This window comes from Nonomuraea monospora (assembly GCF_039531895.1).
In the GTDB taxonomy this organism is placed as follows: domain Bacteria; phylum Actinomycetota; class Actinomycetes; order Streptosporangiales; family Streptosporangiaceae; genus Nonomuraea; species Nonomuraea monospora.
Genome location: NZ_BAAAQX010000004.1, coordinates 74207 through 97995 on the forward strand (window position 1 = coordinate 74207; position 23789 = coordinate 97995).

Genomic DNA, 23789 nt, shown 5'->3' on the forward strand with positions numbered 1-23789 from the left:
CCGTAACGCATAGAATGTCTTCCTAGAGACAGATTCTAGAAATTTGCACCAGGGAGGCGGCTGTGGACTTCTCGCTCACCCCGGAGGAACGCCAGATCCGCGACACCGTCCGCGCCTTCATCGAGAAGGAGGTCATGCCGCTGGAGCCCGAGGTCCTGCGCAACGAGCGCGAGGGCCGCCCGGGCCTGGACCCCGAGATCCTGCGCGACCTGCGGGCCAAGGCCAGAAAGTCCGGCTTCTGGGGAATCAACACCCCCGAGGAGTACGGCGGAGCGGCCCTGGGCCCCATCATGTCGGCCATCATCGCCATGGAGATCGGCCGCACGTTCGTGCCGTTCTCGTTCGGCGGCAGCGCCGACAACATCCTCTACGCCGGCACCGAGGAGCAGAAGCAGCGCTACCTGCTGCCCACCATCGAGGGCGAGCGCCGCTCCTGCTTCGCCATCACCGAGCCCGGCGCCGGCTCCGACGCCCGCAACATCCGCACCAAGGCCGTGCGCGACGGCTCCGAATGGGTGATCAGCGGCGAGAAGACGTTCATCACCGGCGGCAACGAGGCCGACTTCGTCATGGTGTTCGCCGTGGCGCAGGAGCACGGCGTCACCTGCTTCCTGGTGGACCGCGACATGGGCTGGAAGTCCGAGCCCATCCCCACCATGGGCCAGTGGGGCCCCGCCTCCCTCGTGTTCGAGGACGTCCGGGTGCCGGAGGAGAACATCCTCGGCGAGCTCGGCAAGGGCTTCGAGCTGGCCATGCAGTGGATCGGCCAGGGCCGCTACATGATCCCGGCGCGCGCCATCGGCTCCGCCGAGCGCATGCTGCAGATGGCCGTCGACTACGCCAAGATCCGCAAGTCCATGGGCCAGACGATCTCCAACTACCAGGCCATCCAGTGGATGATCGCCGACTCCCAGGTGGAGATCGAGGCCGCCAAGTGGCTCACCCTCTACGCCGCCTGGCGCGTCGGCCAGGGCCTGGACGCCCGCCACGCCTCCTCCATCGCCAAACTGAACGGCGCCGTCATGGCCAACCAGGTCGTGGACCGGGTGCTGCAGATCCACGGGGGTATGGGGTACACCAAGGAGCTGCCGATCGAGCGGTGGTACCGGGAGCTGCGCCTGCTGCGCATCTTCGAGGGCACCGACGAGATCCAGCGCCGGACGATCGCCCGCAACCTCATCAAGGGCCACGCCCGGCTCGGCCTCATCGGGGAATGACGCACATGTCGGTAGGGGAACTGTTCAATCCGGGCTCGATCGCGCTGGTCGGGGCCACGGACAAGTCGGGGTGGTCGATCAGCACGCTGGCGAACCTGCGCGCCCACGGGTTCCCCGGCCCCGTCCACCTGGTCAACTCGCGGGGCGGCGTGGTGCACGGGCAGCCCGCCCACCGGAGCCTGACGGAGATTCCCGAGCGGGTGGACCTGGCGTACGTGATGGTGCCGACCGCGGCCGTGCTGGGCGTGCTGCGGGAGGGGGCCAAGCTGGGGATCCGGTGCTATGTGATCCTCACGGCCGGGTTCGGCGAGTCCGGGGAGGAGGGGGCGCGGCTGGAGGCGGAGATCGCCGCCTTCGCCGTGGAGAACGGGCTGACGATCCTGGGGCCGAACGGCAACGGGTTCATCAACGCCGCCGCCGGCGTGACCCCGTACGGGCTGCCCATCCCTCCGCCGCTGCTGCGCGGCGCGGTCGGCGTGGTGCTGCAGAGCGGGGCGCTGGCCAGCTCGGTGCTGGGGTTCGCGCAGGCCCGCAACGTGGGCATCAGCCTGCTGACGTCCATGGGCAACGAGACGGTCGTCACCGTGACCGACGTGATCGACTATCTGGTGGACGATCCGGCCACCAAGGTCATCGCCCTGTTCCTGGAGACGATCAGGAACCCGGCCGAGTTCTCCCGCGTGGCCAGGCGGGCGCTGGAGGCGGGCAAGCCGATCGTGGCGCTCAAGATCGGCCGTAGCAAGCTGGCCTCGCACACCGCGCAGGCGCACACGGGCGCGCTGGTGGGCGACGACGACGTCATCGACGCGGCGCTGCGGCAGCTCGGCGTGATCAGGGTCCGTTCGCTGGAGGACCTCATCATCACGGCCGGGCTGCTGGCGTCCACGGGCCCGCTGCCCGGACGGCGGGTCGGGGTCGTGACGCCCTCGGGCGGCGCCTCGGAGATCATCGCCGACCGGGCCGAGGACGAGGGGCTGGAGCTGCCGCCGTTCGCGCCGGAGACGGTGGCGAAGCTGGCGGAGATCGTCCCGTCCTTCGGCACCGTGCAGAACCCGCTCGACGTCACCGGGTACGTGCTCATCGACCGCACCCTGCTGGGCCGGGCGCTGGAGGCCGTGACCGCCGACCCCGGGATCGACCTGATCATGCTGCTGTCGGAGCCGCCCAAGGTGGCGCCGCCCGACCCGGCGCCCGTGCTGGCCACCTACGCGGCCAGCGCGGGGCGGATCGCCTCCTCGCCGGTGCCGGTCGTGGTGGTGAGCAACGTGCTGACCGACGTGACCGAGTTCGGGCGGCGGGTGCAGGCCGAGACCGGCTTCCCGTACGTCGCCGGCGGGATCGAGCACGGGCTGCACGCCATCGGGGCGGCCGTGCGCTGGTCGGAGCAGCGCTCGCGGGTGCTGTCCAGGGCCGCGCCGCCCCCACGCGCCGTCGCGCCTCCCGAGGGGGCGAGCGGGGTGTGGGCCGAGCACCGGGCCGCCGCGCTGCTGGCCGCCGCAGGGCTGCCGGTGGTGCCGTCCGAGCTGGCCGCCGACGAGCCGGCGGCGGTCGCGGCGGCCGAGCGGTTCGGCTATCCGGTGGTGCTCAAGGCCGCCGCCGAGGGGCTCGGGCACAAGAGCGACGTCGGAGGCGTCCGGCTCGGGCTCAGCGAGGCGGAGCAGGTGCGGCGGGCCTACCGGGAGGTGGTCGCCGCGGTGCCGTCGCTGGACGGGGTCCTCGTGCAGCCGCAGCGCGGCGGCGGCATCGAGCTGCTGGTCGGCGTCGTGCGGGATCCCGCCTGGGGGCTCACGCTGGCCGTGGGGCTGGGCGGGGTCTGGGTGGAGGTGCTGCGCGACACCGCGCTGCGGGTGCTGCCGGTGGACGCGGGCGAGGTGCGTACGGCGCTCGCGGAGCTGCGCGGCGCCGCGTTGCTGAACGGGCTCAGGGGGAGCGAGCCTGCCGATCTGGACGCGGTGGCGGACGTGGTGGCGCGGGTGGCGGCGTTCGCCGAGTCGCTGGGGGACGGGCTGGAGTCCCTGGAGATCAACCCGCTGCTCGTCAGCGGCTCCCGGGTCGAGGCCCTGGACGCGTTGATCACCTGGCGTTAAGCGGAACGGGCGGCCCCGTGGGGGGCCGCCCGTTGCGTGCGTGGCTACTCCACCTCGACCGGGAGCTCGTAGATCTCGCTGGTCGGATGCCCGGCCTTCTCGTGCACCCGCAGCACCGCCTCCTTCGACGGCCCCGACGACAGGCAGAACACCTTCCCCGATTCCGGGTCCAGCCAGGCCCGCTCGAAGTGCACGCCCTCCGCCTCCTCGATCGCGAGGTCACGCTCGTGGGCGGCGCGGAGCTGCTCCTCGGTCGCGCCGACGAATCCACTGTGCACGTCCATGAACTTCGGCATGGCGCATCCCTCCTCGTGGCTCAGAGTGTCCCTCTTTCCCGTGAGGCGTTCCATCCCGTGCCATCAGGGCCGGCGGTTGGCCAGCACCAGGGTGGCGGCCGAGGCGAACATGCCGCCGTTGCCCAGCACCACGCTCACCTCCACGCCGGGCACCTGCGCCGCCGCCTCGCCGCGGAGCTGGCGCACCGACTCCTGGATGGCGAACATGCCGTACATGCCGGTGTGCGTGTAGGACAGGCCGCCGCCGTTGGTGTTCAGCGGCAGCCGGCCGCCGGGCGAGGTGTGCCCCTCGGCGATGAACGCGCCCGCCTCGCCCCTGCCGACGAAGCCCAGGTCCTCCAGGCCGTAGATGGGCACGTGGGCGAAGGCGTCGTACACCATGAGGTGGTCCACGTCCGCGTGCGTGATCTTCGCTTCGCGGAAGGCCGCCTCGCCCGACAGGCGGAAGCCCTTGGACGTGGTGAAGTCCTCCATCTGCGAGATGATCGGCGAGTCGGCCGCCTCGCCTGAGCCCAGCAGGTAGACCGGGGAGCGGCGGGCCCGCTCCGCCGAGGTGACGATCAGCGCGCCGCCGCCGTCGGTCACCAGGCAGCACTCCAGCAGGTGGAACGGGTAGGCGACCAGTTTCGACGCGAGCACGTCCTCGACCGTGATGAGGTCGCGGTACATCGCGCGCGGGTTGAGGTGCGCCCACCGCCGCTGCGCCACCGCGACCTCGGCGAGCTGCTCGTGCGTGAGCCCGGTCTCCTTCATGTAGCGCAGCGCCGTGATCGTGAACGACGTGGGCGGCCCGACCACCCCGTACGGCAGCTCGAACTGCCCGAGCAGCGAGTCGGCGCCCAGCCCGAACCGCCCGGCCCCGACCCGCGAGCGCCCCGACTCGCCGTGTGTGATCAGCACGGTACGGCACAGCCCCGCCTTGATCGCGGCGGCCGCGTGCCGGACGTGGAACAGGAACGACGAGCCGCCCACCCCCGTGCCGTCCAGCCAGGCGGGGGTGATGCCGAGCGCGTGGGCGATCTGGATCGGGCCGGGGGTGCCGACCGTGGCGATGCCGTCGATGTCGTGGATGGTCATGTCGGCGTCGGCGAGGGCGTTCCTGGCGGCCTCCAGGTGCAGTTGCACGGTGGAGTGGCCGGGCAGGCGGCCCACCTCGTCCGTCTCGGCGGCGCCCGCGATCACGATGGTCATGCGGCGCCTCCGGCCGGCTCGAAGAGCGGCACGCTGACGTCGCCGCGGCGTTCGAAGACCACTTGCAGCTCCATGTCCAGCTCCAGGTGCTCGGGGGTGTTCGGCACGCCGACGATGTTCGTCATCATGCGCACGCCCTCCTCCAGCTCGACGACGGCGATGGCGTACGGGGCCTCGTCCTCGAAGCCGGGCGCCGGGCGGTGGTTGATCACGTAGGAGTACAGGGTCGCGCGACCGCTGGCGCGGACCCATTCGACCTGGTCGCCGCCGCAGCGGGGGCAGCTCGGCCGCGGGTAGAAGTAGTGCCGCGCGCAGGGTTCGCAGCGCTGGATCCTGAGCTCGCCCGCGGCCGTGCCGTCCCAGAACGGCTGGGTCTCGGGTGTGGGCTTAGGTGCCGGCTTCATCGGCCTCCCCAATCCTAGTTCTAGAATTCCACTCTAGATCTAGGTTCTGCTGGAGCTCAAGAGCCTGGCGCACCGCGACCTCAGGGCCGTCAGGGCCTCAGCGCCTGGAGCGGCGCCGTCTCATGGGCTGGGGATTCCGTTGCCGTTCCTGCCGCGCCCGTCCAGCACCTCCTCCAGAGCGGGACGCACGTCGGCCGGATCGCGCCAGCCCGGCTGGGCGAGCTGGATCAAAACGCCGTGCGCCTCCTTCGGGTGCAGGAACACCTCCTGCCAGCGCGCGTCCGCACGATTGAGCCCGTGCAGCCGGTAACCGCGCCCGGTCAGCCGCTCCACCGCCGCCCCGAGGTCGCTGACATGGAAGTTCAGGTGGTGCACCCCACCCCGCCCCCTGGTCAGCTCGAAGAAGCTGTCGAAGAACGTGGACCCGGCCAGCGGCTCCATGAGCTCGACCTTGTTGCCGTTGCCGTAGGTGAGCTGCAGGGTGCGGTAGCCGGCGATCCGGTTGTCTCCGCCGCCGCCCAGGTGCCGGCCGCCGAGCAGGTCGCGGTAGATCGGGAGCAGGTCCCTGATCCGGGGCGCGGCCACCGCCGTGTGGTCGAAGTGCACTTCCAGCCCGTCGAGTTCCAGGTCCACGCGGGGGGCTCCTTCCACATTGGGAATCCTAGAATTTCATTCTAGCCGCTCACCCTTGACGAGCACTTGATGTGAGGCGCAGCATCACAGAAAGGAATTCTAGAGCTAGCTTCTAGAACGTGCGGGGGGTCCAGCCCGATCAGAAAGGCTAGCCATGAGGCTGTCCTACGTCCGTGAGCTCGACGAGTACCCGACCGGCGCCCGGCGCATGAAGATCCTCACGATGGCCGTGCTGGCCATCCTCATCGGCTCCTACGAAGGGCAGATCGCGCCCGTCGTCCCCCTGCTGCTCGAAGACCTCGACATGACGCTGACCACGTACGGCGCCGTGTCCGGCGCGGCGGCAGTGGCCGGGGCGATCGCCTCCATCCTGGGCGGACGGCTCACCGACCGGCTCGGCCGGGTCCGCCTGCTGATCCCCCTCATGGCGCTGACGGCCGTGTGCTGCTTCGCCATGACGCTCGTGCACAGCCCGCGCGACCTGCTCATCGCCAGAATCGTGCTGGCCTTCGTGGACGGCGTCGCCATGGCCAGCACCGCACCACTGGTCCGCGACTTCTCCCCGCGTCTCGGACGCGCCCAGGCGTTCGGCTTCTGGACCTGGGGCCCCGTCGGCGCGAACTTCCTGGCCGCCGCCATCGCCGGCCTGACCCTGCCGCTCTTCAACGACTCGTGGCGCTCGCAGTTCGTCATCATGGGCTGCTTCTCACTGGTCATCTCGGTCGTGATCGCGCTCAACATCGCGGACCTGTCACCCGAGCTGCGCGCCAGGATCCAGCACACCGAACGGGCCGCCACCGAGGTCGTGGACCTCACCCAGCCGCCGCGCGTCCGCTCCCTTTTCGTACGGCCCAACATCTGGGCGCACGTCGTCGGGATCTCGATGTGGCTCGTCCTCTACATCACGCTGTCGCTGTTCGGCCAGACGATGCTGGTCGGCGCCCTCGGTATCAGCAGCGCCGAAGCGTCCACGATCATGGCGGCCTTCTGGAGCCTCAACCTGATCACCCTCATCGTCACCGGGCGGCTGTCCGACCGCACCCAGCTCCGCAAGCCGTTCTGCCTCGGCGGCACCGTCGCCGCCGTACTCGTCACCGCCTACCTCGCCGTCTCCCTCGGCCAGGAAGGCGTCTCCACCGGCACCCTCATGGTGGTGGGCGCGCTGCTCGGCGGCTCGCTCGGCGTCGCCTACGCGCCCTGGATGGCCAACTACTCCGAGGACGCCGAGGACGCGGATCCCCGGCTGCAGGGCACCGCGTGGGGGCTGTTCGGGTTCCTCAGCAAAGGGATCGCCGTGATCGGGCTGCTGGTCATCCCGCGCGTGGTGGCGGCCACCAACTGGCAGACGTGGCTGTTCGTGGCGCTCGGGTGCCTTGTCCTGTTCATCCCGGCGATCGTGATGTTCCACGGGCCGTGGCGACGACGCCCCGCCCCCGCTCCCGCCACCGTCGGTGTCGAAGGTTGATCGGTTAACAGGCTGGTCATGTGGCTCCCCTAGCATCTTCCCTGGTGCCGTTCGCGGTGCTGTCCGGGCGGGCTTCCCGGGATCGTCCGGGCGGGACTTCGCGGCGCGGTCCAGGCAGGACGCGCGGACTGTCCGGGCGGGACTCGCGGCGCTGTCGGGGCGGCCTCGCGGGACGGTCCGGACGGACTCGCGGGACTGTCCAGACGGACGCGCGGCACCGTCCAGGCAGGACGCGCGGGACTGCCCGGGCGAGACTCGCGGCACCGTCCAGGCGGACTCGCGGCGCTGTCCAGGCAGGTCTCGCGGCACCGTCCAGGCGGACTCGCGGCGCTGTCCAGGCAGGTCTCGCGGCGCTGTCCAGGTGGGAGGAGTGCGGGCGTGCTCGAGGTGCTGGGGGTCGATCGCTGGGGCGAAGAGGCGTACCTGGCGCTGGTCGGGGACGGGCCGCTCACCGCGTCCGAGCTGGCCGCCCTGACCGCCGTCTCACCTGACGTCCTCGGCGACGTCTTACCCCGCCTGGAGGACCACGGACTGATCAGCCGCCTGCCCGGACGGCCCGCCAGGTACGCGGCACTGCCTCCCGAGCCCGCCATCGAGGTGCTGTTGCTGGCCCGCGAGCGCGACATCGAACGGGTCCGCGCGCTCGCACAGCACCTCGGCGAGCGCCACCGCAGGGACGGCGCATCGCGTCCCGCCACCGAGCTGATCGAGGTGATCTCCGGGGCCGAGGCAGTGGCCCGCTGTGAGCAGCAACTCCTGTGCCGAGCCAAGGACATCGTCCGCGGCATCGACGCGCCATCTCAGGCCGTGGCCGATCACGGCGTGCGCCGACGCTTCATCCACGACCGCGACACGCTTCAGGCCGCCGGGCAAGCTGCGGAGATCGAGCGGAGCGTGGCCGCCGGTGAGGAGGTGCGCATCCTCCCGAACCTGCCGATCAGGATGATCCTTGCCGACGACGACCTCGGGCTGATCCCGCTGCGGGCCACACCCCGTGGGCTCGACTCCTGCGTCCTCGTGCATCCCTCCTCCCTGCTGGACGCGTTGTCCGCGTTGTTCGAGCTGTTGTGGGCACAGGCTCAGCCGTTCGCCGCCGGGGTGGAAGGGGATTGTCCGCCGCTCAGTGAAATGGAGCGGAGGATCGTGTCCCTGATGGCGCACGGGCTTTCCGACGAGGCCATCGCCCGGCAGCTCGGCATCGGGTATCGGACGGTGCAGCGGCGGATCCAGGGGCTGATGGCGCGGCTGTCGGCGACGAGCCGGTTCCAGGCGGGGGTGCTGGCTGCTCGGCGCGGGTGGTGGGAGCCGCTGTAGTTGCTCTTCCTCGACGCCGTCCAGCGCGGGAAGACGACGTCGCAGCAACCTCCGTCCGACGGCCCGGCCAAAGCTCCACCCTGACCACCAGCGTGGACGGCCCGGCGCTGCCTGCCCCGCACGTGCCCCGCCCCGCCGCGCTCACCCTGCCGCGTGCCCGCCACCAGCGCGGCCGACGCGGCGCTATCGGGCGTCGCCTGCCGCAACCCTGACCCGCCCCGCTCCCCCTGCCGCTCACCCGCCAGCAGCGCGGCCAACGTGGCACTGCCAGCCGTCGCCTACCGCACCCTTGACCCGCCCCGCTCCCCCTGCCGCTCACCCGCCAGCAGCGCGGCCAACGCGGCGCTGCCGGGCGTCGCCTACCGCACCCCTGACCCGCCCCGCTCCCCCCGTCGCTCACCCGCCACCAACGCGGCCAACGCGGCGCTGCCAGGGCGTCGCATGCCGTGCCCCTGGCCGGGTCCCATTCACCCTGCCGCACGCCCGCCACCCCACCCCCACACGCAGACGGCCCATGAACCATGCCGTCAGCAGCATGATCCATGGGCCGTCAATCGCGCTAAGAAGCAGCCGACCTCAGTCGCGGTGCAACTTCCGGTAAGTCACCCGATGCGGCCGCGCCGCATCAGCCCCCAGCCGCTCGATCTTGTTCTTCTCATAATCCGCATAGTTCCCCTCGAACCAGAACCAGTTGGACCCTTCCTCCCAAGCCAGGATGTGGGTCGCGATGCGGTCAAGGAACCACCGGTCGTGCGAGGTGATCACGGCGCAGCCCGGGAAGTCGAGCAGCGCGTTCTCCAGCGACGACAGCGTCTCGGTGTCGAGGTCGTTGGTGGGCTCGTCCAGCAGCAGCACGTTGCCGCCCTGCTTGAGCGTCAGCGCCAGGTTGAGCCGGTTGCGCTCGCCACCCGACAGCACCCCGGCCTTCTTCTGCTGGTCAGGGCCCTTGAACCCGAACGCCGCGATGTACGCCCGCGACGGCATCTCGACGTTGCCGACCTTGATGTGGTCGAGCCCGTCGGAGACGACCTCCCAGACGTTCTTGCCCGGGTCGATGCCGCCCCGGCTCTGGTCGGCGTAGGAGATCTTCACGGTGTCGCCGATGACGATCGCGCCCGTGTCAGGGGTCTCGCCGCCGGTGATCATGCGGAACAGCGTGGTCTTGCCGACGCCGTTGGGGCCGATGACGCCGACGATGCCGTTACGCGGCAGATCGAACGTCAGGTTCTCCATCAGCAGCCGCTCGCCGAAGCCCTTGGTGAGCTGGTCGGCCCTGATCACCGTGGTGCCCAGGCGCGGGCCCGGCGGGATCTGGATCTCCTCGAAGTCCAGCTTGCGGTACTTGTCGGCCTCGGCGGCCATCTCCTCGTACCGCTGGAGTCGAGCCTTGCTCTTGGTCTGGCGGGCCTTGGGGTTCGACCGGACCCACTCCAGCTCGTCCTCCAGGCGCTTCTTGCGCTTGGCGTCCTTCTGGCCCTCGACCTTGAGCCGCTGCGCCTTCATGTCGAGGTACGTCGAGTAGTTGCCCTCGTACGGGTAGCACCGGCCCCGGTCGAGCTCGAGGATCCAGGTGGCGACGTTGTCGAGGAAGTACCGGTCGTGGGTGACGGCCAGCACGGTGCCCGCGTACTTCTCCAGGTGCGACTCCAGCCACTGCACGCTCTCGGCGTCGAGGTGGTTGGTGGGCTCGTCGAGCAGCAGCAGGTCGGGCGCCTCCAGCAGCAGCTTGCACAGCGCGACCCGGCGCCGCTCACCACCGGACAGCTTCGACACCTCGGCGTCGGGCGGCGGGCAGCGCAGCGCGTCCATGGCCTGCTCAAGCTGGCTGTCGAGATCCCACGCGTTGCGGTGCTCAAGCTGGTCCTGCAGCTTGCCCATCTCGTCCAGCAGCTCGTCGCTGTAGTCGGTGGCCATCTGCTCGGCAATGTCGTTGTAGCGCTGGAGCATCGCCATCGTCTCGGCGACACCCTCCTGCACGTTGCCGAGGACGGTCTTCTCCTCGTTGAGCGGCGGCTCCTGCTGGAGCATGCCCACCGAGAAGCCCGGCATCAGCTTGGCCTCACCGTTGGACGGCTGCTCCAGGCCGGCCATCATCCGGAGCAGCGTCGACTTCCCTGTGCCGTTCGGCCCCAGAACACCGATCTTGGCTCCGGGCAGGAACGACAGCGTGACGTCGTCAAGCACAACCTTGTCGCCGTGCGCCTTGCGCACGCGCTGCAGCGTGTAGATGTACTCCGGCATGCCCTCTAGCTTAGGGGCTCCCAACCCAGGCTTCCGCCGCTCCTCCCTCGCCGCCGCCTCCGCCCTGCTGCGAGCCCCTCTGGGTGCGGGGGCTCCGGGGTTCGTGAGCGCGCCGCATATGCGGGGACGCTCCGCCGTCTCACGCACGCCTGCCTCTCATGCGCGTGGGCGACCATTCCGTTCGTACGGTCCGCCTCGAACGCGCGGAGGCCCGTACGCACGCACGACCTGGAGAAGAGAAGAAGGACGCGCGCAGACTCGGAGGCGCACAGAGCCGAGGAGACACGAGGCAACGCGCGGCGGCCCGGCGCGCACGGAGACGCAGAGGCGCGGCAGACCTGGAGGCGCGGCAGACCTGGAGGCGCACGGAACTCGAAGGCGCGAGGCGACGCGCGGCGGCCCGGCGCGCACAGAGCCCGGAGACACGCAGACGCGGGCAGACCTGGAGGCGCACGGAACTCGAAGGCGCGAGGCAACGTGCGGAGGTCCGGCGCGCGCAGGGCTCGAAGACGCAGGGACGCGGGCAGACTCGGACGAGCACAGAGCTCGAAGACGCGCGCGGGTGCGAGGGCGTGCGGGGAGGCGGAACGACGTGCGAGGACGTCTCCGCGGCGAGAAGGCGGTTATGGGGTCGAGGGGTCGTTGGGCAGGGACCGGGGCGGAGGCTGCACGGCAGGGATGCAGACGCGATCTCGACCAAGCTCCTTGGCGCGATAAAGAGCCAGATCAGCCGCCGTCAGCAAATCGATCAGATCATCACCGTGCACGCTCATCAACGCCACCCCAGCCGAGATCGTGATCCGGACAAGCGTGTCGTCCACGGGAATGGCCATGTGCCCGATGCGGACGCGCAGCCGTTCGGCCACCCGGCGGGCCTCGTCGATGTCGGCCCCCGGTAGCAGAACCACGAACTCCTCACCACCGAACCGCCCCACCACGTCATAGTCGCGAAGCTGGCTGCGCAGCATGGAGGCCACCCCGACCAGAACCTGATCGCCGACGAGGTGGCCGTGGGCGTCGTTGACGCGTTTGAAGTGGTCGATGTCGATGATGAGAAGCGCCAGGGTCTCGCCGGTGCGGCGGGCGCGGACGATCTCGGTGTCGGCCTCGCGCTGCCAGGCCGCCGCGTTGAGGAGCCCGGTCTTGGCGTCGGTACGGGCCGCGGCCTGGAGCTGGGCGTGCAGGAGGCTGCGTTGCAGGAGGACCACGGGCGGGAGCGCGAGGATGAGCAGGCCCGGGTTGAGGCTGCAGCCGATGGAGACGATGATGCCCAGGCAGAGCTCGACGACATCGAGCATCACGCTCTCCCTGTCCCACAACACCTCGCGCCAGGCGCTGTCGGGGTTGGCCGTGTGGGCGGCGATGGCGATGAGGGCGATGTTGAGCAGGGAGAAGAGCACGGCGGCCGCCACCGCCCAGAGAATCGGCGTGCTGCCGCCCTGCGACAGCACCCATGGATCGGCCACCAGAGCGTGGAACACGATGGACGCCGTACACCCGGCCAAGCCGATGGCCGCAGAGCTGAACACCCGCCGATAGACCACCGTGGCCCGCACGCGCACCTGGAGCAGCACTTGTAGCACGATAGGTGCGAAAAGGGCATAGACCGGGGGCAGGAGCAGCGCCACCGGCAACCACCAAGCCGACAAGAGGTCACGCGACACACCGGCGGGCATCCCCAGCCGCCGACTCGCCTCGATGCACACCGCACCGCAGCCCATGAGGGCGGCGAAGGTGAGCGCGTCCCGCCACGTGAAGATCGTGGACGCCGAGAGCGCCGCGATCGCAGCAAGGTCAAGAGCGACAATCGCGCACAAATAGACCACAAGCGGCCGACGTTGCCCTAGCAACGGCCAGCGGTCGGCCAGTGTTGACACACTGTCGCGAGACTTGATCGATGCGTGACTGGTCACCGCCATCTCGTCTCCTCTCTGACTAACGATGTGTAACACAATAATTGCGGAGTGTGCGTTGTGCGATGGGAACCGATACGTTGGCAGTGACCACACCTGCTCGCTTTTGTGGGCGGGCCGTGAAAAAGGAGTCGTGCTGGAAAGGAGCAGCCATGGTGCGGGGCGTGACCTGGACCTGACAGATGCTCTAGCCATCTGACGCGGGCAACACACCATCGGCCGCCCCTCGGGGTGTCAACGGGACCCGGCCGGTGCCCCCTCCCCCCTCCAATCCGGCTGTTTCCCCTGCGTCTTTCTTCGTTCTGGACATTTCCGGCTGTTCGCTGCGGCCTTCTGCGTGGTCTTGGGCGTCTGGGTGGTCTTGGACGTCTGGCGTCCCTTGTGCCCTCAGGCCGCCTGCCTTCACTGCGGTACTCATCGAGTCGCGCGCCTTCGCCGCCATCGCACCTGCATGCGGGGGGGAAGGGCGGCGAGAGGTGTGGGTTGCGGGTGGGCAGGCGGGCGAGAGGTGCGGGTCGCGGGCGGGCAGGGTGAGCGAGAGGTGCGGTCGCGGGCGGGCATCGCCGTGGCGGGCCGACATCGCGGTGCTGGGCGGGCGAGATCATGAGGGCACCGCAGTCGCCACAACGAAACGGTCGCGGGTGGATGGCGTAGGCGCGGTGGATGGCGTAGGCGGACGGCGCTGCGGTGGAGGGCGGACGGTGCCGCAGTGGCGGAAAGCTCAAGTCGCGGGGCGAGGCATCGCTGTGGCGAGCAAGGCAACGGAGTGGCGGGCAAGGCAACGGAGTGGTGGACCGTGGCAACGGAGTGGTGGACCGTGGCAACGCCGTCGCGGACGTCACCGCATGGCGGGTGGGGCAGTGCTATGGCGGACGGGCAACGCAAGGGCGGGCGGGGCGGGCGGGGCGGGCCAACTCAGGGGCGGGCGGGGGGCGGGCGGGGCGGGCAGCGCAGTAGCGGACGGGGCAAGGCAGTCGCGGGCGGCGGGCCGTGGGGGTAGCGCAGTGAGGCTAGGGGCGCCGCAGTGTGGTCGGCGCCCCTGCACCTTGTCGTGCCGTGGTTAGGCTGCGGCCTTCCCCGCCATCGTCAGGTGCTTGTCGTCCTCGTCGGCCGTCTTGCCGTCCGCATCGCGTTCTGCGACTTCCGCGTCGCGGGCCTTGGCATCCGCGTCGCGGGCCTTGATGTCCGTGTCACGGGTCTTGATGTCCGTGTCACGGGTCTTGATGTCCGTGTCACGGGTCTTGGCTTGTGCGTTGCCGGCTCGGCCTTGCGCGGCGCCAGACCTGCCCTGGGCATCGCCGGGCTCGCGGTCCAGGGATCGGATGGTGCTGCCTTCTGCGCCGAGTGCGCGGAGGGTGCCGGGCTTGGGGCCTCGCTTTCGGGCAGGGCTGCCGTCGGACTCGTGCGGAATGTCGCCGTCCAGGCCGAGCGGTTGCACTGGCTGCAAGGGGTTGGCGGTGTCGTCGTTCGGGGTCGGAGTGTTCAGGGCTGCCGGGGTGAGCGTGTTCGGCGGTTCGGTGGATGGTGCGTCTGCGGGGATGGACGGGTGGAGGGGGCCGTCTTCGGTGGTCAGGGGCTGGTCGTTGTCGGTGGTGGCGTCGGTTGTGTGGAAGGGGTTGGGTTCTTCGCGAGGGCCGGGGCGGGTTGTCAGGGAGCGTTGGGGGCGGGGGCCCATGGCCCAGTCGCGGGTTTCCTCGTCCAGGCGTTCGCGCATTTCCTTGCTCACCGAGCCGGAGCCGCCGCGTTCCGGCTTGGTGAAGGCGCCGGTGCCCCAGCGCAGGTCGTGGCCTACCGCGCTTGCTTCGATCTCCGGCATGAAGCGGCGGTCGCCGTCGGCGCCGAACTCCCTGATGCGGAGTTTGCCTGACACCACCACGGGGTGGCCTGCGCGGATGGAGGCTGCGACGTTCTCGCCCAGGGCGCGCCAGCAGCGGACTGTGAAGCAGACCTTCTCGCCGTCCACCCACTGGCCTGTTCTCTTGTCGAAGTAGCGGTGGGTGGTGAGCACCCTCAGCGAAGTGACCTTGATGCCCTCGTCGAAGCTGTACTGCCTGGGCTCTGCTGCGACGTTGCCGGTGAGTGTGATGTAGATGTCGTTCATTTGTCCCGTGCCTCCCAAGGTGGCGGGCCGGCTGCCCGCGCGGTCTGAGGAACACGGTGCCGTGGAGGGAGGGGGGTGGAGGGGGCCGAACGGGGTTCTGTGGAAAGACGGTGCTTGGGGTCGTGAGGGCTGTGGGGGGAGGGCTGCTGGGGTGGCGACGGCTGTGGAGAAAGAGTGGCGATCGCGGGGGAGGGAGGGGGCTGGGATCGCGATGGTTGTGGATGGAAGGTGCTTGGGTGGCGGCGGGTGTGGAGGGGAGGGAAGGGTGGAAGATGCCCGGCGGGTGAGGTGGAGGGTGAAGGATCCTGGCCGGTGTGGGGAAGGCGGAGGATGCCTGGCGGGTGAGGCGCAGGGTGGAAGGTGGCCTGGCGGGTGAGGCGGAGGGTGGAGGATGCCTGCGGGTGAGGGGGAGGGCAGAGACGGCACCGGGCGAGGTCAGGGTTGGGGGTGCCGGCGCCGGCGTCTCACACCGACAGGTCCCTCAGAGCCGTGTAGAAGGCATGGTGCCGCCCCAGCTCCCGCTCCACCGGCTCCACCACCATCGTGTTCGCCACGGCCGCGACCCTGCGGCGCATCTCGCGTTCGAGGCGTTCCCGCTCCCGCGAGGCCCCCAGCTCCACGAAGTTGCGGGACGCGATGCCCGACAGGGCACCTAGACCCAGTACGGAGGCCATCATCAGCCCCACCCACGGCAGGGTCGCCGTGTCGCCCAGGAGTTCCAGGGACGGCGGGAGCTGGCCGGGCATGAGGAGGCCGACCGCGAGCCAGGCCAGGCCCGCGACGAACGCCGCCACCAGGAAGTACTGCCACACCTTGAGCGCCCGCCACCAGCCCGGCACGCGGTCGAGCTGCGGCGCCACCTCGGCGAGGTCCTCCGTGAGGGCCTGCGGGAGCTGGGTCGAGCGGGATCTGGCCGCCTGGTGTACGGCGGTGCGCCACACCGGGTGCATGCCCATGGACAGCCCGTCGGCCAGCGCCTGGACCGCGTTGGAGACCTCGGCCGACTGAGCTGAGACCGAGGAGGTGGAGATGCCGCGGATCTCGTCGCTCACGTCGTCCAGCCGCAGGCTTTTCAGCGGGTCGCCGCGCAGCTTGCCGATCCAGCGCGGGTACGGCCAGCCGACCCAGCGGCTCGACCGCTCCGCGTACACGTTCTCCATGGCCTCGCCCACGGCCGGCACACCGACCGCGTCGCACAGCGCGTCGGTGAGGCCCATCCTGCGGGCCTCGTCGACCGACGACGGCGCGGAGAGCGCCTCCCCCAGCGGCATGGCCTTGCCGAGCTTCGCCTCCAGCCGCTGCAGGTCGGCTTCGAGCTTCTGGATGGCGGCCCTGCGCCGGGCGACCGCGGTGGCGATGACGCTCTTGAGGCTCTCGATGCCGCGGCCGGTGACGGCGGAGGTCGGTACGACGCTCGGGTGTTCGACGCCTTCCCTGCGCAGCAGGTCGTTGAGGTCGATGACCAGCTCGGCCAGCTCCTCGGCGGTCAGCCGGTCGGCCTGGTTGAGCGCGAACACCGTGACGGCCTCGTGCCCCGCCAGCTCCGTCACGTAGCGGCGGTGGGTGGAGGCGTCGGCGTACTTCTGCGGGTCCAGCACCCACACCACCAGGTCGGCCAAGCCGATGAGGCGGTCGGCCTCGGTGTCGGTGAGCGCCCTGATCGAGTCGTGGTCCGGCAGGTCGAGCAGGATCAGCCCGTTGAGCTGGCTGTCGGCCTTGTCGAGCGCGCTGGCCCGCGAGAAGCGGTGCCGCCACTGGATCTGCAGCCAGTCGAGCAGCGGCCCCGCGCCCTCCAGCCCCCACACGCAGGCGTGCGTACGGGCGGTGGTCGGCCTGCGTACGCCGGTCGGCGACAGCTCCAGCCCCGACAGCGCGTTGAACAGCGACGACTTGCCGCTGCCCGTGCCGCCCGCGAGGGCGACGACGGTGTGCTCGGAGGACAGCTTGAGCCGGTTGCCTGCCCGCTGCAGCAGCGTGCCGGCCTCGGCGAGCAGCGGCTTGTCCAGCCGCCCCGGGCCCAGCTCCACCACCTTGGTGAGCGCGGTCAGCCGCGGAGCGAGCCCCGGTCTGGTGGTCGTGGTGGTCATCGAGCGACCTCAAGGTTGTACGTGGCCTGGTAGAGGCGGGTCGCGACGGACTCGTCTGGAACGCCCGCGGAGTCGAGCGCCTGCACGTAACGCATGGCCTCCTCGTCGAACAGCATGCCGATCCTGGCCCGCAGGTCGCTGAGCGCCTTCGCGCCGATGCCGCGCAGCGACTCGGCGCCGAGCAGGGCGTTCACCAGCCGGTGCGGCACCCCTTCGCCGTTGCCGCCGCTGAACATGGCGACCATGAAGATCAGGGCGAGCGACTCGGGATCGAACGACACCAGCTTCGACACCGACCGCTTGGCGACGCCTTCCGTGCGCACCAGCTCGCCCAGGTGCTCCTGCCAGGACGCGATCGCCCGTCCCGTGTGCCTGACGAGATCGTCGGACGGCCGGTCCAGGTCCTCCCCCAGCTTGGCCCCCAGCTCGGCGCGGTGCCGCCAGCGCGCCACCACCTCCTCGCACGCGCGGGTGGCGGCGGCGACGATGACGGACTCCAGCCCGGTGCGGATCGCCGCCTTGAACGCCAGCACCCGCTCAGGCGCCTGCTTGGCCGCCCGTCCGCGCTTGCGCAGTTGCAGCGACCGTACGAGGTCGCCGGACCCAGCGAAGTCCTGCCACCGGGCGAGCACCTCGCCGTGCAGCAGGGAACCGTTCCTGGAGGCCTTGTCGATCTCGCTGAGCGCCCTCAGGAACGCCGCCTCCACGTCGCTGCGCAGCTCGGCCCTGAACGCGACCTGCGCCTCCAGGTGTTTGGCCAGCGCGGGCACGCGGGTGCGGAAGCTGTTGAGCACGCCGTTGAGGGTCTCCCGGACGGCCTGTGCCCGCCGCTCCTCGTCCACCGACAGCTCGGCCAGCCACAGCCGCAGGTCGGTCATCTCGGCGTCGGGCAGCCTGCCGTCGGTCACCTTCGCCTCGTGGATGACGAACCGGTCGATGTCGCCCAGACCGTACTCGGTGAGCATGCGGACGAAGTGCTTCAGCACCACGTCGGCGGAACGCTCCTGCACCCGCGACAGGACGATCGCCAGCCGGGCGCCGCGCTCCTTGGCCAGGCGCAGCAGGTTCCAGGCGGGGGCGTCGGCGTAGCGGGCGGCCGTGGTGACGAAGATCCACAGGTCGGCGGCGTCGAGCATGCGGTGCGCGATCTCGTGGTGCTCCTCGACCACCGAGTCGATGTCGGGGGTGTCGAGCAGCGCGACGCCCTGCGGGAGCTTCTCGGTCGCGACGATGACCAGGCTGCTCAGGCCCGCCTCCGGGGACGGCTTGTCCAGGCGTTCGAGGCCGCCGAGCAGCTCGCCCTGGGCGAACCACTCGTGGTCCTCGGGGTGGCAGACCAGGACGGGGGTGCCGGTGGTCGGGCGGCGTACGCCGGTGCGTGAGACGTTCTTCTCGGCGAGGCTGTTGACCAGGGTGCTCTTGCCTGCGCCCGTGGAGCCGGCGATCACGATGAGGGCGGGGGCCGTGCGGGTTCTGACGCGTGGGAGGACGTAGTTCTCGAGTTGGGCCAGGAGGTCGGACCTGGCTTGCCTCGCCTCCTCCGAGCCGGGGAGGTCGAGGCCGAAGCGGAGGTCCGAGACGCTTTCGCGGAGGGTGGCCAGGGCGGTCATGAGGGCTTCGACGGCCTCTGGCGGGAGCTCCTCCAGGGTTTCGCCCGGCTGGGGTGGGGTTGGGTCCTCGGGCTCGGAGGTTTGGTCGGTGGCGGGTTCCTGGCCGGGCTCTGGGGCGCTGTCGGTGTCGGTGCTCGCCTCGGGGGTGGTGTCGGGCTCGTCTTCGGACGCGGCCTCGGCGTCGGGGTCGGAGGCGGTGTGGGGGACGGTGTCGGCGTCGGCCTCGTCGGGCGCGTGGGAAGCGGCCTGGGGCTCGGACGCGGTCTCGGACGCGGTGTCGATGTCGGCGTCGGCGTCGGACGAAGCTTCGGCGTCGGGGGCGGCGTCGGGGGCGGCGCCGGCGACGTGAGGGGCAGCGTCGTCGGAGGCGGCCTCGGAGGCGTGAGGGGCCGTGTCGTCGGCAGCGTCGGAGGCGTCGGAAGGGCCGGAGGTGGCGTCAGTGTCGGGGGCGTCGGCAGCGTCGGAGGCGGCCTCGGCATCGGACGCGGCGTCGGCGTCGGCGTCGGGGTCGAAGGCAGCCGCGGGCGGCGCAGGGGGTGCCGGTCTCACGAACAGGGACGGCCGGCCGGAGGCCGCCTCGCCGCCCCTGGCCGCAGGCGGCTCGTCGCCCGCGCGTGGCTGCCGCAGGATGGCAGGCTTCTCGAAGAGGGAGGGCCGCCGTGCGGGCGGTTCCTCGCCCACGTCCTGCTCACCCTGCGCACCCGCCGGCTCCGAGGAACTGGCGGAGGGTTCGGGGGCGCCCCGCGTGGGAGCGCCGTCGCCCCGGGCCTCGGCGTCGAGGTCCTCGTCCGTCACCGGCCGGAAGCTCAACGTCTGCTCACCGGGTGACTCGTGCCGCCCGTCATCCATGGCCGTGTTCACGGCAAGCGCTCCGCTCGTACCATCTCGACCTCCTGGCCGACCCGCACGACGTCGCCGACGATGACGATCGCCGGCGGCCGTATCCCAGCCGCGGACACGCGGTCGGCCACGGTGGAAAGCGAAGCGGTGACCGCCCGCTGGGTCGGAAGGGTACCGTCCTGTACCACCATTACGGGAGTCTCCGGCGAACGTCCGTCGCGGATGAGGGCTTCGGCGACCTTCGCGAGGCGTTCGACGGCCATGAGGAGCACCAGCGTGCCCTGGGAACGGGCCAGGCCGGGCCAGTCGACGGTGGACTTGGGGTCGTCGGGCGCGACGTGCACGGAGATGACGTGGAACTCCTGGCTGACGCCCCGGTGGGTGACGGGCACGCCGGCGGCGGCGGGGACCGCGACGGCGCTGGTGAGGCCAGGGACGACCAGGACGGGGATGCCGGCCTCCGCGCAGGCGATCATCTCCTCGCCGCCGCGGCCGAACACGAAGGAGTCTCCGCCTTTGAGCCGGACGACGAACTTGCCCTGCCTGGCGCGGTCGACGAGCAGCTCGTTGATCGTCTCTTGGGACAGCGAGCGGCCGTAGGGCACCTTGGCGGCGTCGATCAGCTCGACGTCGGGGGCGAGCTCGTCGAGCAGGGCGCGGGGCGCGAGGCGGTCGGCGACCACGACGTCGGCCTGGGCGAGGAGCTGTCGGCCGCGCACGGTGATGAGGCCGGGGTCGCCGGGGCCGCCGCCGACGAGGGCGACGCCGACCGGTTTGGTGCGGTTGCGCCGGGCGTCGACGGTGCCGTCGCGCAGCGCCTCGACGACGGCGTCCCTGATGCCGGCGGCGCGGCGCGGGTCGCCGCCCGCGGTGACGGCGACGCTGATCTCGTCGACCCGCCCGGTGGCGGGCGTCCAGGCGGCGGAGGCGTCCTTGTCGTCGGCGCGCACGCACCACACGCGCTTGGCCTCCGCCTCGGCGGCGACCGCGGTGTTGACGGACCTGTCGTCGGTGCAGGCCTGTACGAGCCAGGCCCCGTCGCAGTCGCCGACCTCGTAGGGCCGGTCGTGCCAGGTGACCCGGCCGGCCGCGATCAGGTCGTCGAGGGCCGGGGTGACACCGGGTGACACGACGGTGACCTCCGCACCGGCCTCCAGCAGCGCGGGGACCCGTCGCTGCGCGACGCGGCCGCCGCCCACCACGAGGACCCGGCGGCCGGAAAGCCGCAGGCCGAGGAGGTAGGGACCCATGGGGGGAATCTCCCGTTCGCGAAGGTTGTGTTAGGAGGTAAACCTACCGGCTCCGCATGCGTCATTTGCTGCGCACGGGTTAACGACCGTCAAGAAGAGGCTGCCGGGGATCCCAGCGAGGCCCGCCGTCGTCGTCCTTGCGGCGTCTGGCCATCGCTGACAGGGCCTCCAGGATAACCCGGTTGCCGAGGTAGGCCGTGATGTCGGCGTGGTCGTAGGGCGGCGCGACCTCGACCACCTCCATGCCGGCCACCGGCATCTCGTAGCAGATGCGGCGCACGGCGTCGAGCAGTTGCCGGGCTGTGAGGCCGCCCGGCTCGGGGGTTCCCGTGCCGGGGGCGTGGCCGGGGTCGCAGACGTCGATGTCGACCGACAGGAAGATCTGGTCGCACTCGTCGAGCGCGATGCCGAAGGACTCGGTCAGGCATTCGTCAAGGCCGCGAGCCACAATTTCGGTCATTTCATAGGAACGCATATTTTGCCGAGCCATCCAGCCGAGCGTCTCCGGCTCCGGCCAGTATCCGCGCAGGCCGATCTGCAGGAACCTGTCGCCCCTGATGGCCCCCGACTCGATGAGCCGCCGCATCGGCTGGCCGTGCCCGTAGAGATGGCCGAAGGCGATGTCGCCCGTGTCGGCGTGCGCGTCGAAGTGGATCATCGAGGTGCGGCCTGGCGCGTACGCCCTGGCGGTGCCCCGCGCGTCCGGCAGCGCCACCGTGTGGTCGCCGCCGAGCACCAGCGGGATCGCCCCCGAGGCCGCGATCCTGTGCACGGCCTCCTCGATGGCCGCCAGCGAGCCCTCGACGTCGCCCGAGTAGCACTCCACGTCACCGGCGTCGAGCACGCGCAGGTCGCGCAGCGCGTCCACGCGCAGCGCGAGGCTGGGCCTGGAGCCGTCGTGCGGCAGGTAGCAGGCCTGGCGCAGCGCCTGCGGGCCGAACCTGGCGCCCGGCCGGTTCGACGTGCCGCCGTCGAACGGGGCGCCGATGATCACCACGTCGGCGTCCGCGTAGCTGCCGGGGTCGTTCACGTCGCAGCGGTCAACCCCGAGGAAGGTGATGTCGGGGCCGAACATGGATCCATAACGAGACACTTCACCATCATCACACGGGCTTTTCGGTCACTCCCGCCGAGTCGAACGTGGCCACGTCGTGCATCACGCGCACCGCCGCGCACACCATCGGGTGCGCCAGCAGCCCGCCCGTGCCCTCGCCCAGCCGCAGCTCCAGATCCACCAGCGGGCGCAGGCCGAGGTGGGCCAGCGCGGCGGTGTGGCCGGGCTCGGCGGAGCGGTGGCCGGCCACGCAGTGGTCCGCGGCGGCCGGGTCCATCGCGGCGGCCACCAGGGCGGCGGCTCCGGCGATCACGCCGTCGAGGATCACCGGCACGCGCAGCGCCGCGCCGCCCAGGATGAAGCCCGCGATGGCCGCGTGCTCGAACCCGCCGACGGCGGCCAGCGCCCGCAGCGTCTCGCTGGGCGAGGAGGCGGGCTCGGTCACCGCGTTCACGCGCAGGGCCGCACGGACGATGCCGACCTTGAGCTGGTACGTCTCGTCGTCGATCCCCGTGCCCCGCCCCGTCACCTCGGCCGGGTCCTTACCCGTGAAGGCCGAGACGAGCGCGGCGGAGGCGGTGGTGTTGGCGATGCCCATGTCGCCGGTGATCAGGCAGCGCGCGCCCTTGGCGACCAGGTCCCTGGCCACCAGGATGCCCGCCTCCAGCGCCTGGACGGCCTGGTCGACGGTCATGGCGGGGCCCTGCGACAGGTCGGCGGTGCCGTACGCGATCTTGTGGTTGACCAGGTCGGGCGCGTCGGGCAGGTCGGCGGCGACGCCCACGTCCACGACGGTCACCGACGCCCCGGCCTGGGCGGCGAAGGCGTTGGCGACGGCGCCGCCGGCCAGGAAGTTGCTCACCATCTGCACCGTGACCTCCTGCGGCCACGGGCTGACGCCGCGCGCGTGCACGCCGTGGTCGGCGGCGAAGATGGCCAGGGCCGCGGGCTCCGGCATGGGCGGCGGGCAGGCGCCGGCCGCGCCCGCCAGGCGTACCGCGACCTCCTCCAGCACGCCGAGCGAGCCGCGCGGCTTGGTGAGGCGGTCCTGGTGGGCGCGGGCCTCGGCGAGCACCCGCGGGTCGGCGGGACGGATCGCCGCCAGCGTCTCAGCGAACACGGAACCTCCAGGGGTCAGCCGCCGGCGTCTCAGCGAACACGAAACCTCCACATTACGGAACGAGTTGGAGCGCTTCCTCGTAGCGGTCGATCACGACGTCCGCCAGGGTCTCGCAGTCGCCGATCACCTCGGCGCAGCGGATGTCCAGGTCGGGGTGCCCGGCGCCGTACGCCAGCGCCTGCGCCCAGACCCGCTCCAGCAGCCCGCCCGCGAACAGCAGGTAAGGCACCACGATGACCCGCTTGGCCCCGAGCCGGCGGCAGCGCTCCAGCCCGCCGGGCACCCCGGGAGGGGTGACGGAGACGAAGGCCGTCTCGACGGTCATGAAGTCGTAGGCGTGCGTCTCCCAGAACAGCCGGGAGACGCGGTGGATCTCGGCGTTGGCGGTGGCGTCGGTGGAGCCCTCGCCGACCAGCACGACGGCGGTCTCCCCCGGCTCGATGTGCTGGTGGAGGTCCTCGGCGGGCAGGGAGTCGACGGCGCGCAGCCGGGGCCTGGCGCCGGCCAGCTCCAGCGCGCGCGGCCTGGACAGCTCGGCGGCGGCCTCGTTGAGCCGCTCGGCCAGCAGCGCGAGCACGCGCGGGTCGGGGCCGAGGGGGCGGCCGTAGTCGTACATCAGCGTGGGGTGGCGCTGCTGCTCCAGCGCCATCGCGGCGGGGAACTCCTCGCCCACCCTGCTGAGGCTGAGCGGCAGCGCCACGAGCCGGTGGTGTCCCCGCGCGACGAGGGAGGCGACGGAGTCGCTCAGCCGCGGCGTGGCCCGCTCCAGGTAACCCCCCGACACGTCGGCGCCCGACTGGTCGAGACGGCAGCGCAGGCGGTGTACGAACCTGCCGAACTCGGCGGCGTAGGCGTCATCCTGGGAGCCCTGCCCGATCAGCAGGAGCGGCGGCTTCATCGTGAGGGTTCTCCGGTGCGGTGGACAAGGACACGCGAGGATAACCGATGCGCCGGTGTGCGGAACAG

The 23789-nt window shown here is 71.2% G+C and carries 17 protein-coding genes; 4 read left to right on the plus strand and 13 right to left on the minus strand.

All coding sequences use genetic code 11. The annotated features are described in order from the left end of the window. Positions 1-62 precede the first annotated feature (62 nt). Positions 63-1217, plus strand: coding sequence for an acyl-CoA dehydrogenase family protein (locus ABD331_RS09375; RefSeq protein ID WP_344472669.1), 1155 nt, complete (start codon positions 63-65; stop codon positions 1215-1217). A gap of 5 nt (positions 1218-1222) precedes the next feature. After that, a complete protein-coding gene (locus ABD331_RS09380; protein WP_344472671.1) occupies positions 1223-3304 on the plus strand; it encodes an acetate--CoA ligase family protein in 2082 nt (693 codons plus the stop codon). A 44-nt stretch (positions 3305-3348) separates the two neighbouring features. Here the strand turns inward: ABD331_RS09380 and ABD331_RS09385 are convergent, their stop codons facing one another. The 4 genes from ABD331_RS09385 to ABD331_RS09400 form a co-directional block, all read right to left on the minus strand. Then, on the minus strand, positions 3349-3600 hold the full coding sequence (locus ABD331_RS09385) for an SCO4226 family nickel-binding protein (RefSeq protein ID WP_344472673.1): 252 nt from the start codon (positions 3598-3600) through the stop codon (positions 3349-3351). A gap of 63 nt (positions 3601-3663) precedes the next feature. Beyond that, positions 3664-4791 (minus strand): thiolase C-terminal domain-containing protein, encoded by a 1128-nt coding sequence (locus ABD331_RS09390; protein WP_344472675.1) that lies wholly within the window; start codon positions 4789-4791, stop codon positions 3664-3666. Beyond that, the gene (locus tag ABD331_RS09395; protein WP_148439789.1) at positions 4788-5195 is read right to left on the minus strand and encodes a Zn-ribbon domain-containing OB-fold protein; all 408 of its coding nucleotides are present in this window, start codon (positions 5193-5195) and stop codon (positions 4788-4790) included. Before ABD331_RS09395 ends, ABD331_RS09390 begins: the two co-directional genes overlap by 4 nt. A gap of 120 nt (positions 5196-5315) precedes the next feature. After that, positions 5316-5828: a VOC family protein gene (locus ABD331_RS09400; RefSeq protein ID WP_344472677.1), complete on the minus strand. Its 513-nt coding sequence runs from the start codon at positions 5826-5828 to the stop codon at positions 5316-5318. Between the two features lie 154 nt (positions 5829-5982). Between ABD331_RS09400 and ABD331_RS09405 the strand changes: the two genes are divergently transcribed. Then, positions 5983-7293: an MFS transporter gene (locus ABD331_RS09405; protein WP_344472679.1), complete on the plus strand. Its 1311-nt coding sequence runs from the start codon at positions 5983-5985 to the stop codon at positions 7291-7293. 378 nt (positions 7294-7671) lie between these two features. Continuing rightward, positions 7672-8607 carry a helix-turn-helix domain-containing protein gene (locus tag ABD331_RS09410; protein WP_344472681.1) on the plus strand — a complete coding sequence of 312 codons (936 nt, stop codon included), beginning with the start codon at positions 7672-7674 and terminating at the stop codon, positions 8605-8607. A gap of 576 nt (positions 8608-9183) precedes the next feature. On the opposite strand, the gene ettA is transcribed toward ABD331_RS09410, so the two are convergent. From ettA to ABD331_RS09455, 9 genes are all read right to left on the minus strand, one after another. After that, positions 9184-10848 carry an energy-dependent translational throttle protein EttA gene (gene ettA / locus ABD331_RS09415; RefSeq protein WP_344472683.1) on the minus strand — a complete coding sequence of 555 codons (1665 nt, stop codon included), beginning with the start codon at positions 10846-10848 and terminating at the stop codon, positions 9184-9186. A 623-nt stretch (positions 10849-11471) separates the two neighbouring features. Next, positions 11472-12767, minus strand: coding sequence for a GGDEF domain-containing protein (locus tag ABD331_RS09420; protein WP_344472685.1), 1296 nt, complete (start codon positions 12765-12767; stop codon positions 11472-11474). A 1054-nt stretch (positions 12768-13821) separates the two neighbouring features. Beyond that, positions 13822-14862, minus strand: a complete 1041-nt coding sequence (locus tag ABD331_RS09425) for a single-stranded DNA-binding protein (protein WP_344472687.1) — start codon at positions 14860-14862, stop codon at positions 13822-13824. 464 nt (positions 14863-15326) lie between these two features. Then, positions 15327-16949 (minus strand): GTP-binding protein, encoded by a 1623-nt coding sequence (locus ABD331_RS09430; RefSeq protein WP_344472689.1) that lies wholly within the window; start codon positions 16947-16949, stop codon positions 15327-15329. Next, complete coding sequence (locus ABD331_RS09435) at positions 16946-19420, minus strand: dynamin family protein (protein ID WP_344472691.1); 2475 nt, start codon at positions 19418-19420, stop codon at positions 16946-16948. The genes ABD331_RS09430 and ABD331_RS09435 overlap by 4 nt, the downstream gene beginning before the upstream one ends. Further along, on the minus strand, positions 19417-20649 hold the full coding sequence (cobA, locus tag ABD331_RS09440) for a uroporphyrinogen-III C-methyltransferase (protein WP_344472693.1): 1233 nt from the start codon (positions 20647-20649) through the stop codon (positions 19417-19419). The genes ABD331_RS09435 and cobA overlap by 4 nt, the downstream gene beginning before the upstream one ends. Positions 20650-20728: 79 nt before the next feature. Further along, positions 20729-21742: an agmatinase gene (speB, locus tag ABD331_RS09445; protein ID WP_344472695.1), complete on the minus strand. Its 1014-nt coding sequence runs from the start codon at positions 21740-21742 to the stop codon at positions 20729-20731. 10 nt (positions 21743-21752) lie between these two features. After that, positions 21753-22823 carry a nicotinate-nucleotide--dimethylbenzimidazole phosphoribosyltransferase gene (cobT, locus tag ABD331_RS09450; protein WP_344472697.1) on the minus strand — a complete coding sequence of 357 codons (1071 nt, stop codon included), beginning with the start codon at positions 22821-22823 and terminating at the stop codon, positions 21753-21755. Positions 22824-22875: 52 nt separating this feature from the next. After that, the gene (locus ABD331_RS09455; protein WP_344472699.1) at positions 22876-23721 is read right to left on the minus strand and encodes a sirohydrochlorin chelatase; all 846 of its coding nucleotides are present in this window, start codon (positions 23719-23721) and stop codon (positions 22876-22878) included. Positions 23722-23789: the final 68 nt, after the last annotated feature.

Coding starts and splice junctions, on each gene's coding strand:
- ABD331_RS09380 (WP_344472671.1), top strand. CDS start 1,223: ATGTCGGTAGGGGAACTGTTCAATCCGGGCTCGATCGCGCTGGTCGGG.
- ABD331_RS09385 (WP_344472673.1), bottom strand. CDS start 3,600: ATGCCGAAGTTCATGGACGTGCACAGTGGATTCGTCGGCGCGACCGAG.
- ABD331_RS09390 (WP_344472675.1), bottom strand. CDS start 4,791: ATGACCATCGTGATCGCGGGCGCCGCCGAGACGGACGAGGTGGGCCGC.
- ABD331_RS09395 (WP_148439789.1), bottom strand. CDS start 5,195: ATGAAGCCGGCACCTAAGCCCACACCCGAGACCCAGCCGTTCTGGGAC.
- ABD331_RS09405 (WP_344472679.1), top strand. CDS start 5,983: ATGAGGCTGTCCTACGTCCGTGAGCTCGACGAGTACCCGACCGGCGCC.
- ettA (WP_344472683.1), bottom strand. CDS start 10,848: ATGCCGGAGTACATCTACACGCTGCAGCGCGTGCGCAAGGCGCACGGC.
- ABD331_RS09420 (WP_344472685.1), bottom strand. CDS start 12,767: ATGGCGGTGACCAGTCACGCATCGATCAAGTCTCGCGACAGTGTGTCA.
- ABD331_RS09425 (WP_344472687.1), bottom strand. CDS start 14,862: ATGAACGACATCTACATCACACTCACCGGCAACGTCGCAGCAGAGCCC.
- ABD331_RS09430 (WP_344472689.1), bottom strand. CDS start 16,949: ATGACCACCACGACCACCAGACCGGGGCTCGCTCCGCGGCTGACCGCG.
- cobA (WP_344472693.1), bottom strand. CDS start 20,649: ATGGGTCCCTACCTCCTCGGCCTGCGGCTTTCCGGCCGCCGGGTCCTC.
- ABD331_RS09455 (WP_344472699.1), bottom strand. CDS start 23,721: ATGAAGCCGCCGCTCCTGCTGATCGGGCAGGGCTCCCAGGATGACGCC.